The 13,133-nt window shown below is 68.8% G+C and carries 10 protein-coding genes; 4 read left to right on the top strand and 6 right to left on the bottom strand.

Features of this window, described 5'->3' with window-relative positions:
• The first annotated feature begins 135 nt into the window (after positions 1–135).
• Entirely contained in the window at positions 136–2,361 is a 2,226-nt protein-coding gene (locus V5G24_RS06235) for a DUF6600 domain-containing protein (protein ID WP_509292287.1), read from the top strand.
• A gap of 267 nt (positions 2,362–2,628) precedes the next feature.
• On the opposite strand, the gene V5G24_RS06230 is transcribed toward V5G24_RS06235, so the two are convergent.
• Positions 2,629–4,221 carry a 2-isopropylmalate synthase gene (locus V5G24_RS06230; protein WP_394086042.1) on the bottom strand — a complete coding sequence of 531 codons (1,593 nt, stop codon included), beginning with the start codon at positions 4,219–4,221 and terminating at the stop codon, positions 2,629–2,631.
• A gap of 536 nt (positions 4,222–4,757) precedes the next feature.
• Between V5G24_RS06230 and V5G24_RS06225 the strand changes: the two genes are divergently transcribed.
• The gene (locus tag V5G24_RS06225) at positions 4,758–5,096 is read left to right on the top strand and encodes a hypothetical protein (protein ID WP_394086041.1); all 339 of its coding nucleotides are present in this window, start codon (positions 4,758–4,760) and stop codon (positions 5,094–5,096) included.
• A 406-nt stretch (positions 5,097–5,502) separates the two neighbouring features.
• Here V5G24_RS06225 and V5G24_RS06220 read toward each other — a convergent pair whose 3' ends face one another.
• From V5G24_RS06220 to V5G24_RS06200, 5 genes are all read right to left on the bottom strand, one after another.
• Entirely contained in the window at positions 5,503–6,252 is a 750-nt protein-coding gene (locus tag V5G24_RS06220; protein ID WP_394086039.1) for an NUDIX hydrolase, read from the bottom strand.
• Complete coding sequence (locus tag V5G24_RS06215; protein ID WP_394086038.1) at positions 6,249–7,346, bottom strand: alkene reductase; 1,098 nt, start codon at positions 7,344–7,346, stop codon at positions 6,249–6,251. Before V5G24_RS06215 ends, V5G24_RS06220 begins: the two co-directional genes overlap by 4 nt.
• Before the next feature lie 122 nt (positions 7,347–7,468).
• A complete protein-coding gene (locus tag V5G24_RS06210) occupies positions 7,469–8,365 on the bottom strand; it encodes a PhzF family protein (protein WP_394086037.1) in 897 nt (298 codons plus the stop codon).
• A gap of 67 nt (positions 8,366–8,432) precedes the next feature.
• Positions 8,433–9,281, bottom strand: coding sequence for a pyridoxal kinase PdxY (pdxY, locus tag V5G24_RS06205; RefSeq protein WP_394086036.1), 849 nt, complete (start codon positions 9,279–9,281; stop codon positions 8,433–8,435).
• 143 nt (positions 9,282–9,424) lie between these two features.
• Positions 9,425–10,252: an SDR family NAD(P)-dependent oxidoreductase gene (locus tag V5G24_RS06200; RefSeq protein ID WP_394086035.1), complete on the bottom strand. Its 828-nt coding sequence runs from the start codon at positions 10,250–10,252 to the stop codon at positions 9,425–9,427.
• Between the two features lie 222 nt (positions 10,253–10,474).
• Here V5G24_RS06200 and V5G24_RS06195 point away from each other — a divergent pair, with 222 nt between their 5' ends.
• Positions 10,475–11,467, top strand: coding sequence for a polysaccharide deacetylase family protein (locus V5G24_RS06195; protein ID WP_394086034.1), 993 nt, complete (start codon positions 10,475–10,477; stop codon positions 11,465–11,467).
• Between the two features lie 49 nt (positions 11,468–11,516).
• Positions 11,517–12,776, top strand: a complete 1,260-nt coding sequence (locus V5G24_RS06190; RefSeq protein WP_394086033.1) for an amidase — start codon at positions 11,517–11,519, stop codon at positions 12,774–12,776.
• Positions 12,777–13,133: the final 357 nt, after the last annotated feature.

Below are 13,133 nucleotides of genomic sequence, written 5' to 3'. Positions count from 1 at the left end.
GGGATTTTCGCAAAAACGACAGCGCAAAACCACATTGCCTCCAATAAGTCTATGATTTGCCTTGTTGTTCTATTTTCGCCACGGGAACCGGCGCGCGCCGCCGTCGTTGTGCATGGTGCAACGGAGCACCCATGAATGACCGAGATTTCTCGCCCGCTTTTGATTGCCGGCCTCGCGGTGAGCTTCCTCCTCCAGGGACCGGCGACGGCCGCCTGGGCGCAAGGCGGCGGATCGCCCGGCCAAGCCTCCGGCGACGCGCAGGCGCGGGTGAACATCGACGTATTCTATGCCCCGCTCGCCGAGCACGGCACGTGGGTCGCCCATCCCGAATATGACTATGTGTGGGTGCCCTCGGGCCTCGATGCCTCCTGGCGGCCGTATCAGGAGGGCCGCTGGATTTGGACCGATGCCGGCTGGTATTGGGAATCGGGCGAGCCGTTCGCCTGGGCCACCTATCATTACGGCCGCTGGGGCTATGAGCCCGAATATGGCTGGTTCTGGGTGCCGGGCGATACCTGGGCGCCGGCCTGGGTGAAATGGCGGCGCGGCGGCGAACGCACCGGCTGGGCACCCATCGCCCCCGACGCGCGCGGCTTCGCCTATGGCGCCCCCAAGCGCTATGAGGCGCCGGTCGCGGAAAGCTGGGTGGTGGTCGAGGACCGCTATATCTCCGCCCCCGACCTTGGCGTGCGGGTGGAGCCGATCGCGCAGATCGGTCCCTGGCTGGAGAACGACCCGCGCGAATACGACCCGGTCTATCGCGACGGCGCGATGATGACGCGGTTCGTCGCAGCGGACGCGTTCGCCGGGATCGCGGCCACCCCGGTGGTGACGCGCCAGATGGTCCATGTGGACCGCTATAATGAGGAATTCATCGCGCCGAACGGCACCTATATCGGCATCTATCGTCCCTTCGTGGCGCGCGGGCCGGCGGTGGCGCCGCCGCGCTACAGCCGCGAGATCGCGCCCGACCGGCGGGTGGTGATCAATCAATATGTCCGCACCGACGGGCCGGGCCTCTCCGCCCCCTCGGCCGCCTTGCTGGCGGTGCTGGGCATTCAGCAGCGCCAGGATCTGCGCGCGGCGCGCTGGGATGGCGACCGGCAGGCCTACCAGCGCGATCTTCAGCGCTTCCGGCAATCCGAGCGCGGCGAGCTGGAGCAGCGCTGGTCGCAATCCGAGCGCAACGCGCAGGCCTTCGAGCAGGAGCGCACGCGCGCCATCCGCCAGCGCGAGCAGGCGCAGCAGAACGTGTTCCAGCAGCGCCAGCAGCGCGCCGACGAGGTGATTCAGCGCCTGCAGCGCGAGCGCCCGGATGCCCTGCCCGCCACGGCGCCCGCCGGAACGCCCGCCGCGACGCCGGCCCAATCGCCCGGTCCCGAGGCGCCGAAGCCGGAAGTGCCGAACCCGCGCCCTCCCGCCGGCGCCCCCTCGACGCCCCAGGCGGTTCCTCCGCCGCCGGGCGCCCCCGCGCCCGGCGGTCCCGGAGAGCGCCCCGCACCGCCGCCCGGCGCTGCAGGGCGGCCGGATGCCCCACCGCCTCCCGGTGCCCCACCTCCTGGCGCACCCCGTCCCGATTCGCCGTCCGGCGCGGCGCGGCCAGATCGCCCAACGCCGCCGCCCGGGGCGCCCCGCCCCGATGCCCCGCGCCCGCCCGAGGCCGAGCGGCCGGACCGCGCAGCGCCGCCGCCTCCCGCTCCGGCGCGGCCGACGACGCCGCCCGGCGCACCGCGTCCCGATTCCGCTCGCCCCGATGCGCCACGCCCCGATGCGCCACGCCCGCCGGGCGCGCGCACCGGTGCCCCGGACGACCGCAAGGGTCCGCCGGATCGCCCGCCGCCGCCTCCGAATGCCGGCCAGCCTGCGCCCCAGAGGCCCTCGCAGCCGGATCGCCCGGACCGCACGCCGGATCGCGCCCCGCCGGCCGAACGCGGCGCGCCAGCGGAGAAGACCGCGCCTCCGCCCGCCCCGCGTGGCGAGGCACCGGAGCGCCCTGCGCAGAAGGAGCGCGAGGCCGCACCCCAACGGCCCGCCCCGCCGCCGGCCGCCGCCCGCCCGGAACCGCGGCGCGAGCGACCCGCTCCGCCAGATCGCCCGCCGCAGGCCGAACGCCCGGCGCCGCCGCCCCCAGCCCAGCGGCCCCCTCAGGCCGAACGCCCGCCGCAGGTGGAGCGGCCGGCAGCCGCCCCGCCGCCAGCCCAGCGCGCGCCCCAGGCAGAGCCGGCGCGGCCACGGCCTGCCGGTCCGCCGCCCGCCGCGAAACCGCCGCAAGCCGAGCGGCCCCCCGGTCCTCCCCCGGGTGGTCCGGGTGGTCCTCCTCCTGGCGCGGGTGGTCCGGGTGGCGACAAGGACGGCAAATGAAAAAGGGCCGGGCAAATGCGCCCGGCCCTTCTCCCTTGTGTTCGCTCAAAAATTCACTTGAACGGCCGCTATTCGGTCGTCATGCCCGGCCTTGAGCCGGGCATCCACGCCCAACCGTCGGCGCGTTCTTCGCCTCATCTCGGGTGGACGCCGCGCCTGGGCACCCGCCTGATGGACGCCCGCCTCCTGGGCACCCGCCTGATGGCCGGGACACGCCCGGCCATGACGAAGCTTTCGATCGAGCGACCGCCAGAAATACCCGGCTGCTCAGCCGACAGCGGCCTGCGCGTTCACGCTGTTGCGCTTCACGGCCAGCTTGTTGAGCGCGGTGATATAGGCCTGCGCCGAGGCGACCAGGGTATCGGGATCGGCGGCGCGGGCCGTGACCACCTTGCCATCCTCCTCCAGGCGCACGGAGACTTCCGCTTGCGCGTCCGTGCCCTCGGTCACCGCATGGACCTGGTACAGCTCCAGCTTGGCATGGTGCGGCACCAGGGCCTTGATGGCGTTGAAGGTGGCATCCACCGGGCCGTTACCCTCGGCTTCCTCGGTCATCACCTTGCCGTCCACTTCCAGCTTCATGGTGGCGCGCTGGGGGCCGTGGGTGCCGGCGATGACGGAGAGCGAGATCAGCTTGGTGCGGTCATAAGCGGCGGCGATGCCGCGATCCACCAGCGCCTCGATGTCCTCGTCATAGACCACCTTCTTGCGGTCGGCGAGGTCCTTGAAGCGGGTGAAGGCATCGTTCAGGGCGTTCTCGCCCAATTCGTAGCCCAGCGTCTTCAGCTTGTCGCGGAAGGCGGCGCGGCCGGAATGCTTGCCCATGACCAGCGAGGTCTTGGTGACGCCCACGCTCTCGGGGGTCATGATCTCATAGGTCTGGTTGTGCTTCAGCATGCCGTCCTGATGGATGCCGCTCTCATGCGAGAAGGCGTTCCGCCCGACGATGGCCTTGTTGTACTGCACCGGGAACGAAGTGACGCCCGACACCAGCTTGGAAGCGCGGGTCAGCATCTGCGTCTGCACGCCGGTGGTATAGGGCAGCACGTCGCGGCGCACGGTCAGCGCCATCACCACTTCTTCGAGGGCGGCATTGCCGGCGCGCTCGCCGATGCCGTTGATGGTGCATTCGATCTGCCGCGCGCCGCCTTCCAGGCCGGCCAGCGAATTCGCCACCGCCAGGCCCAGATCATTGTGGCAATGCACGGAGAAGATCGCCTTGTCCGCGTTCGGCACCTTTTCCCGCATGGTGCGGAACATGGTGCGATATTCGTCGGGCGTGGCGTAGCCGACCGTGTCGGGCAGATTGATGGTGGTGGCGCCGGCCTTGATGGCGGCTTCCACGCAGCGGGCGAGATAATCCAGCGGCGTGCGGGTGGCGTCCATGGCCGACCATTCCACGTCTTCCACCAGGTTGCGCGCCTGGGTGACGGTGGCGGTGATGATCTCCAGCACTTCTTCCTGCGTCTTGCGCATCTGGTGTTCCAGATGGATCGGCGAGGTGGAGACGAAGGTGTGGATGCGGCCGCGCCGGGCATGGCGCACCGCTTCACCGGCGCGGGCGATATCGCCGGGAATGGCGCGGGCGAGGCCGGCGATCACGGCGCGCTTGGAGCGGCGGGCGATCTCGGCCACGGATTCGAAATCGCCGATGGAGGCGATGGGGAAGCCCGCCTCGATGATGTCGACGCCCATTTCATCCAGCAATTCCGCCACCTGGAGCTTTTCTTCCAGGGTCATGGAGGCGCCGGGGCATTGCTCGCCGTCGCGCAAGGTGGTGTCGAAGATGACCACGCGGTCCTTCTCGGAGCCGGTGGCGGCGGGCGTCTCGGAATGAGAGGCGTCGGTATGGGAGGTCATTGGCTCGGTCCTTCTCGGGTCTCGGCCGGTCTCCCGCGCGCATCTGGCGTCTTAAGGGAGGGCGGGCCGCAATTGCGCTGATGTCTCGTTCAGATCCGATCCCCTGAGTGCCCAGGCGCGCAGCGCCCGGCCGGCCCTCAGGGGCGGCTAAGGAGAAGGAGCGCGCGCAGAATGAGAGCGTTTCCCGCCACCCAGGGGGTGCGGGAGGAGGGACCTGCGCAGTTCGTCCGATGTGACGACACGGTTCGCGGCTCGCTCACTCAATGGCTCTCTAACGGCCCTGATAGACGAATTGCGACGGCGGCACAAGGAGGCCGCGCGCGGGCGACGCAGTTTCCCGCGCGATGCCTACGCCAAGAGGCGCGTTGAAGAGGCGCGTTGAGGAAGCGCGCTGAGGAGGCGCGCCGAGGGGCGTGCGGTCCACGCCGGGCCGCGCCGACACAGAACACGTTTCTCCGCGCCGCGTGCCTCATCACTGCCCCTTGCCCCGGACCGCGCGAGGCGCCACCCTTCACAGTCTTGAACGGGAGTATGCCATGAAGGCTCGCCTGTCCGCCTGCACCCTCGCCGGGCTGCTTCTCGCCGGGCTGCTTCTTGCCGCCTGTACCACCACCTCATCCCCGCCGCCCGCGGTGGCGCCGGCCGCCATGGGCTCGGCCGCCGATTCGACCGCAGGCGCGGCCAGCTGCACCTCGGCCTTGGCGAATTTCATGAAGGTGGTGGATGCGGACGCGGCGAGCGGCAATCTCAACCAAAGCGTCTTCAAGCGGATCTCGTCCGACCTCGCGACGCCCAAGGCCACCTGCGCCGCCGGCAAGGATAGCGAGTCGCGCAACCAGCTCGCCGCCATCCGCGCCCGCTACGGCTATCCGTAGGGCGCGGATGCCGGCCGGATTCATTCGCGCCGAACGTTCGCCCGAAAAAACGGTGTCATCTGCCGGAAAGGCACGGTGAAGCCTCAGTAAACCGCTGTTCGTCCGCGCTAACCCATTGTTTCACGTGAAACATTTTGGAGGAACCAAGGCTTCCCGCCCGCTTGGATAGCGCCCAACCACGCACCGCCGTCCCCGTCGGCTTCGCCGATGCCCCGGGCGCCTGAGTGAGGTCCGGTTGACATCCAGATGCACCCGTCATGGCCGGGCTCGTCCCGGCCATCCACGCCCGGCCGACTGCGCGGATCTTGAAAAGCCGGTTCCAACGGTGGCGCGTGGATGCACGGGTCGAGCCCGTGCATGACGATGCTCTGTTGCGACGGCGTCAAGCCATGAAAGGCGATCGGCCTCAAGGCAGATGATGGCGCAGATAGGTTGCGGCGAAGGATGTGACCTTGTCCGTGATCTGTGTCCGGTCGCGAATTACCACCGCATCGGCAAGTTCCGGCTCGCTTTCCCGGGCGATAAAATCGCGGATGCGGTGGGCGATCTCCTCGCCCGTCATGTCGAACACCAGGCGATGCACCAGGGCGAGCCGCGCGCCATCAAACACCGCGCACCAGCCGCCATCGGCATGGATCAAGGCCGGATCGAGGCCGGTTTCCTCACGCAATTCCCGCAGGGCGGATTGCTCCAGATCCACCCGTCCGTCCGCCGTGACATCATTGAGGTCGGGCGTGCCGCCGGGAAAAAACACCCGCCCGGCATTGGCCGTGCGCGCTCCCATCTCGCCCATCACGAACGCGCCGTCCTTGCCCTGGAGGGCGCACAAGGCGAAGGCGTTCCAGGCGCCAAGCTCCGGCCAGTCGCGCGCCCGCCACCACAGCAGCGTGGCGAAATCGGTCTCCAAAAAACGGCCCCGCAGGAGCCCGCCTACGAAGGCGAACTCCCGCAGCACCAGGATGCGGCCGTTCCACAGATGCGGATTGGCCGCGCGCTGGACGGCGAACTCGGCATCAATCTCGGAGCGGTGGGCCTCCGCCTCGGTCCAGACCTCGGCCGCGATCCGAAGATCGAAGCCGGTGAACGGCAACACCGTGCCGAACACGCGATCCGCGACCGGGAGGACGGTCCCACCCGCCTCCGAACCAGGGCTCACGCCACCGCTTCCAACACCGGATAATCGGTATAGCCCTCGGCGCCGCCGCCATAGAGCGTCTCGCGGTTCATCTCGTTCAGCGGCGCGCGGGTGCGCAGGCGCTCCACCAGGTCCGGGTTGGAGATGAAGGGCCGGCCGAAGGCGATCAGGTCCGCCTTGCCGTCCGCCAGCACCTTTTCCGCAAGCGCGAGGTCATAGCCGTTATTGGTCATCCAGGCACCGGAATAGCGGGCGCGCAGCTGCTCGAAATCGAAGCTCGGATCGACGTCGCGCGGGCCGCCGGTGGCGCCTTCCACCACATGGATATAGACCGGCTTCAGCTTCTCCAGCTCTTCCACCGCATAGTTAAACAGCGCCTGGGGATTGCTGTCGGTCAGGTCGTTCGCCGGGGTGACCGGGGAAATGCGCAGGCCGGTACGCTTGGCACCGATCTCGGCGATGATCGCCGACGTCACTTCCAGCAGCAGGCGGGCGCGGTTCTCGATCGAACCGCCGTAGATATCGGTCCGCTTGTTGGCGCCGTCGCGCAGGAACTGGTCCAGGAGATAGCCGTTGGCGGCGTGGATCTCGACCCCGTCGAAGCCGGCGGCGATGGCATTGGCGGCGGCGCGGCGATAATCGGCGATGATGCCGGGAATCTCCTCAAGCGCCAGGGCGCGCGGCGCGGAGGTCTCTACGAAACCATTGTTCACGAAGGTCTTGGTCTTGGCGGTGATGGCGGAAGGCGCCACTGGCGCGCCGCCGTTGGGCTGGAGCGAGACGTGGGAGACCCGGCCCACATGCCAGAGCTGCACGACGATCCGCCCACCCTTGGCGTGAACCGCGTCCGTCACCTTCTTCCAGCCGGCCACCTGCTCGGCGCTATAGATGCCCGGGGTGTCCTGATAGCCCTGGCCCTGCTGGGAAATCTGCGTCGCCTCGGTGATGATCAGGCCGGCGGAGGCGCGCTGGGTGTAATAGTCCACGGTCAGCGGGCCGGGCACGAAGCCGGGCAGCGCCCGGTTGCGGGTCAGCGGCGCCATCACGATCCGGTTGGGAAGGGTGAGGTCGCCGAGGCGATACGTGTCGAACAGCGTGGCTTTCGCGTCGCTCATGGGAATGCCTTCGGTTTGCGGCCTGCGGCCGGCAATGGTGCGATGCAGCGCAGATAGATCTACAACGGCCGCAGCCAAGGGGTCGGGCGAACACTTTTTCGCCATATCCCCTTAGGGAAACGTCAGAGGTGAAGCACGCCTTCGGCCACCACCACCGCAGTGCCGCCGATGGTCGCCTCCACCACATGGCCGCCCTTCACCGTGAAGCCGAGATTGATGCGGCTCGGCCGACCCATCTCGAAGCCCTGGTCGATGCGCACCTTGTGATTGCCCTCCACCCGCGCCTCGGCATCCAGCAGCACGGCGGGAAAGGCGGCGGCGGCGGCACCGGTGGCGGGATCTTCCTCGGTGCCGAGGCCGGGCGAGAACATGCGGGCGCGGAAATCGGCGTCGCCCTCCTCGTCCGGCGTATAGAGATAGAGCGCCTCGCCATAGGAGCCGAGGTTGCGGATGAAGGCCGCCTCGTCCGGCCGGGCGCGGGCGAGCGCGGTCAGGTCCGCCACCGGCACGAACAGGAACGGCACCCCCGCCGAGGCCACCACCGGGCGGTGGGCGTCAAAACCAATGTCGCCGACGCTGAGATTGAGCGCATCCGCGCAGGCCTGGCGGGAGATGTCCACGTCCTCCAGCGTGCTGCGGCGCGGCACGATGAAGGTGGCGCTGCCCTTGCGGGCGCCTGTGGCATCGCTGGTCACCTCGCAGATCAGCGTGCCGATCTGCTCCTCCAGCCGCATCTGCCCCTTGGGGAGCTTGTCTTCCAGCGCCAGCAGCACCGCCGCGCCAACGGTGGGATGGCCGGCGAACGGCATCTCATGGGCGGTGGTGAAGATGCGCACCCGCGCCCGGTGAGAGGGGTCCTTCGGCGGCAGGACGAACGCCGTTTCGGAGACGTTGAACTCGCGAGTGATCTGCTGCATCGCCGCATCGTCGAGCCCGGCGGCGTCCAGCACTACCGCCAGAGGATTGCCGCCGAACGGGCGCGAGGTAAAGACATCGAGCGTCACATAACGGCGCGGCATGGCGGGGCATCCGGTGAGGCAGAAACGCGAGAGGACGGGCTCGCGCGGCAAGAGCCACAGTTTTGCCTCAAACCGCCTCCGGCGTGAAGACGCGGCTTGGTCGCACGAACTCTTCCTGCGCCTCAACCAACAACAATTCCCGCGCCCCGGCCTGATCGGTGCGCCGTAGCAAGCCGTAGATCGAGGAGGCGGCCGCCCCAAGCGCCACCGCAACGCTGCCGCTGCGCTTCCAATGGAAATAGAACAGGGCCGCGATCGCATCCCCGGCCCCGTTCAGCGAAACGTCGAGCTTGGGTGTGCGCACCAGGAACCGCCCCTCCGGACCGCAGGCGAGCAGGTCGATGGACTGTGCCGGCGTCTCCCGCGTGTGCAGGCTGGTGACGAGCACGACGCCGGGACCGCTCGCCTGAAGCTGCGCGCAGGCGGCGAGCGCATCGGCGCGGGTCGCAAGTGATTGCCCGGTCAACCATTCCAGCTCGAACTGGTTGGGCGTGATCACATCCGCCGCCGGCACGGCGACGTCGCGCATGAATTCGGGAATGCCCGGCCGCACGAAGATGCCGCGCCCCACATCGCCGATCACCGGGTCGCAGCAATAGGTCGCGCGCGGATTGGCGTCGCGCACCCGCGCCACGGTGGCGAGGATCGCCGCGCCGAGATCGGCCGACCCCATGTAGCCGGACAGCACGCCGTCGCACCGGGCCAGCTGGCCGCGCTCGGCGATGCCTTCCACCAGTTCGAGCACCAGCTCGGCCTCGAACACCTGCCCGCGCCAGGCCCCGTATCCGGTGTGGTTGGAGAATTGCACCGTGTGGATGGGCCACACCTCGACGCCCAGGCGCTGCAAGGGAAAGACGGCGGATGCGTTCCCCACATGGCCGAAGGCGACATGGGACTGAATGGAGAGGAGGTTCATGGCCGCGCCCGCTCGGAAGGATGCGGCGGCGTTAGCGCGCATCGGCCGGCAGCACAAATGGATTTTGCTGATCCGCGCCAGAAGCCGCGCTGATGGTGGCCCGCCACGACCCACGGGCACGACCCAAGGGCATAAGGCGCGGCTCAGTCCTCCGGCGGCTGGGCGTAGGCGCGGCGGCTGACACGCGCCAGGAACCGCCGGGGCGCGAGCCGAACCGCGAACGTCATCAAGCGGTTGGCAAGCCCGACCACTTCCACCCTCTTGCCCGCCAGCATCGCGAGATAGCCCGCTTCCGCCACCGTGCGGGCATCGGCCACCGGCCCGCGGAACACCCGCGTCGCCCCCATGCCGGCCCGGGCGGCAAAGCCGGTATGCGTGGGCCCGGGACACAGAGCCGTGACAGCGATCTGGGTCTCGCTCAATTCCTCGCTCAATGCCTCGGAAAACGAGAGCACATAAGCCTTGCTCGCGGCATAGACGGCGGCGAACGGGCCCGGCGCGAAGGCGGCGGTGGACGCAACCTGCACGATCCGCCCCTGTCCGCGCGCCAGCATGCCTGGCAGGACCGCGCGGGTCAGAAGGGTGAGGGCGGCGATATTGGTGGCGATCATGCCCTCGGTCGCGGCAAGATCGGCGTCGACGAACGGCCCATAAGCGCCGAATCCGGCATTGTTCACCAGCACGTCCAGCTCCGTTCGGGCGATTTCGGCAGCGAGCCTGTCCACCACCGCTGGATCGGCAAGATCGGCGACGCGCACCTGCACCTCCACCGCCCCGGCGGTCCGCAAATCGCGCGCCGCCTCCTCCAGGCGGGCGGCATCGCGCGCCACCAGGATCAAGGCGAACCCGTCGCGCGCCAGGAGGCGGGCGAACTCCAGCCCGATGCCGCCGCTGCCGCCCGTGACCAGGGCAAGGCGCGGCTCGCCGGTGGAAGGGGCGCGGCTTTGCGCGGGGGAGGAAGCTGGGGCCATCTTGGTGTCCTGTCGCGCCGGCATGGTGCCGATCTTCGGCGCCCCACGCGCCTTCCGCAAGGCGCGCGGGGGGTGTCCGGCGGTGGTTTGCGCCGACTGCAAGGCCGCGCCCGCAGCTTTGCGCGGGTAAGCCTTGCGAGGCCACGCGGACCGTGCCACTCCCACCCCACGATGCCCCTATCTTTTCCCCTACCCTTCGCTCTTCTGTCCTGCCCCGCCCCCGTGCGGCGCGCCGCCGCCGGCCTGCTGGCGCTCGCCTGCGCAGGGCCCGCGCTCATCTCGCCGGCGCTCATCTCGTCGGCGCTCATCTCGCCAGCTTTTGCCGCACCGGCCTGCTATGCGCCGGAGGCCCTGCGCGCGCGGCCGGGGGAGGAGGTGGTGCGCCGCGCCGCCGCCGCCGGTTCCCTGCCCGATGTGCGCCTGCCCCCGGCCCAGCCCGTGCCGGCATCGCTGTCCGGCTCTATCCGCCGGGTGGACCTGCCGGCCGGGGTGAAGCTGGTGGCGCTCACCTTCGATTTGTGCGAGGCCTCGGGCGAAGTCTCCGGCTATGACGGCGCCCTGGTGGATTATCTGCGCGCGGAGCATGTGCCCGCCACCTTCTTCGGCGGCGGCAAATGGATGGTGAGCCATCCCGACCGCGCGGCCCAGATCCTGGCCGATCCGATCTTCGAAATGGGCAACCACACCTGGTCCCACGCCAATCTCGCGGTGAAGACCGGGGAAGCCATGACGCGGCAGGTGGACGATGCCGACACCGCCTTCGGCCTTTCCCGCGCCACTGCCTCGCAGGCCGGCTGCATGCTGGCGCAGGTGCCCGCCCGCCCGGCGCTGTTTCGCTTCCCCTATGGCTCGTGCAATGCGGAATCGATGAATTACGTCAACGAGACCGGCCATCTAGCGATCCAGTGGGACGTGGATTCCGCCGACCCCGCCTTCCTCGGTGCGACCTTGATGGCGCAGAATATGCTGCGTTCGATCCGCCCCGGCTCCATTGTGCTGATGCACGCCAACGGGCGCGGCAAGCACACGGCGGAGGCTCTCAGGCAATTGATCCCGGCGCTGCGGGCGAAAGGCTATGGCTTTGTGACGGTGTCCGACCTGATCGCGGCCGGCAAGCCGGTGATCGCCTCGACCTGCTATTCAGAGCGTCCGGGTGACACGCGCGTCTATGACGAGGCCGCGCGCAGCGGCCGCCACATCCTCTCGCGTCCCTGAAGCCGCTTCACCTCAACCCGACCTGCGAACCAAAAAGAAAGACCTTCCGATGCTATTCGCCCGCGACCTTGCCCACGATGTGCGATCCGGCCGCCTCACGCCCCTCGACCTTGTGAACTTGTGCGCGCAGGCGATCGACGAGCATGAGAAAGACGTGCGCGCGTTCGCCGTCCTTGATCTCGATGCCGCCCGCACAGCCGCGCAGGCGCCGGGCCAGGCCGATCGCCCGCTCGCCGGGCTGCCGTTCGCGGTGAAGGACATTCTCGATACGCGAGAACTGCCCACCGAATATAATTCCCCGATCTTTGCCGGCCACCGTCCCGCCACCGACGCGCCGGTGGTGAGCCAGGCGCGGCGCGGCGGCGGCGTGCTGCTCGGCAAGACCGTGACCACGGAATTCGCCTTCCTGGAACCGAGCGCCACGCGCAATCCGCGCCGGCTCAGCCATACACCCGGCGGCTCCTCGGCGGGCTCCGCGGCGGCGGTGGCGGCGGGCATGGTGCCGCTCGCCCTCGGCACCCAGACCGGCGGATCGGTCATCCGGCCGGCCTCTTATTGCGGCGTCACCGGCTATAAGCCGACCTTCCGCACCTTGCCCACCATGGGCATGAAGACCTTCTCCTGGCACCTCGACACCATCGGCCTGTTCGGCGCACGGGTTCAGGACGTGGCGTTCGCCGCCGCCGGCCTCACCGGGCGCGACCTCGACATCGGTGCCGAGGTGGCGCAGGCGCCGCGCATTGCGGTCATCCGCACCGTGCGTGCCGACCTGGCCGACGCCGACGCCCATGCGGCGCTCGACCAGGCCGCGCGGGCGATGGAGGCCGCCGGCGCCCATGTGAGCGAGGTCGCGCTGCCGGCCGAATTGGAAGCCGCCGACGCGATCCACGCCACGATCCAGGATTTCGAAGGCGCCATCGCCTTCGCCGACGAATATGACCGCCTGCGCCACCTGCTCTCGCCGCTGCTGGCGCGCTATCTGGAGCAGGCCGCCAAGGTGCAGCCGGATGATTATGATTCCGCCCGCCGCACCGCCAAGCGCGCGCGCCAGCGGCTGGGGGACTTCTTCGCCGATTATGACGCCATCCTCACCTTCTCCGCGCCCGGCACGGCGCCGGAAGGCTATAGCACCACCGGGTCCGCCATCTTCAATCGGCTGTGGACGCTGATGGGCACGCCGACGGTGAACGTGACCGGCCTTTCGGGCACCAATGGCATGCCCATGGGGGTGCAGATCGTGGGGCGTTTTGGCCGGGATCGGACGGCATTGACCGTCGCTGCCTTCGCGGAACGCGCGCTGCAAAGCTGAAATACAATATATCAAAACAGCCCAATGTGCAGTGCGATACCGTCATGTGGATGGTATCGTTCAGTTCTCGAAAATCGACGCTGCGGCGCAAGATAAAGCGCCGCATCGCGGCAGCGTTATTTCCTTTTCCATTTTTTGGTCTTTGCTAAGCTTCGCGCGGAGATCGACCAAAAAGGGACTTGAGAAGTGGACCTGGGCTCGATACTCGACATGCTCAAAGTGAGTACCGCTTTCGCCGTAATCGGCGCGGTGCTGCTCGGCATGATCTGAGTTTGGCCACACGCTCAAGCCGCCTTCGTAAAAGACCAAAAATCGCGAAGGGCAGGTCGATCGACGCGGCGCTGGAGAGAAAATCTC

It is taken from the genome of Roseixanthobacter finlandensis (assembly GCF_043195105.2).
GTDB lineage: Bacteria > Pseudomonadota > Alphaproteobacteria > Rhizobiales > Xanthobacteraceae > NCEH01.
This window is presented reverse-complemented; position numbering and strand designations above follow the sequence as displayed.

Bases quoted from the DNA above. Each gene is read 5' to 3' on its own strand.
- V5G24_RS06230 (WP_394086042.1), bottom strand. From the start codon at position 4,221: ATGACCTCCCATACCGACGCCTCTCATTCCGAGACGCCCGCCGCCACC.
- V5G24_RS06235 (WP_509292287.1), top strand. From the start codon at position 136: ATGACCGAGATTTCTCGCCCGCTTTTGATTGCCGGCCTCGCGGTGAGC.
- V5G24_RS06200 (WP_394086035.1), bottom strand. From the start codon at position 10,252: ATGGCCCCAGCTTCCTCCCCCGCGCAAAGCCGCGCCCCTTCCACCGGC.
- V5G24_RS06215 (WP_394086038.1), bottom strand. From the start codon at position 7,346: ATGAGCGACGCGAAAGCCACGCTGTTCGACACGTATCGCCTCGGCGAC.
- V5G24_RS06190 (WP_394086033.1), top strand. From the start codon at position 11,517: ATGCTATTCGCCCGCGACCTTGCCCACGATGTGCGATCCGGCCGCCTC.
- pdxY (WP_394086036.1), bottom strand. From the start codon at position 9,281: ATGAACCTCCTCTCCATTCAGTCCCATGTCGCCTTCGGCCATGTGGGG.
- V5G24_RS06225 (WP_394086041.1), top strand. From the start codon at position 4,758: ATGAAGGCTCGCCTGTCCGCCTGCACCCTCGCCGGGCTGCTTCTCGCC.
- V5G24_RS06210 (WP_394086037.1), bottom strand. From the start codon at position 8,365: ATGCCGCGCCGTTATGTGACGCTCGATGTCTTTACCTCGCGCCCGTTC.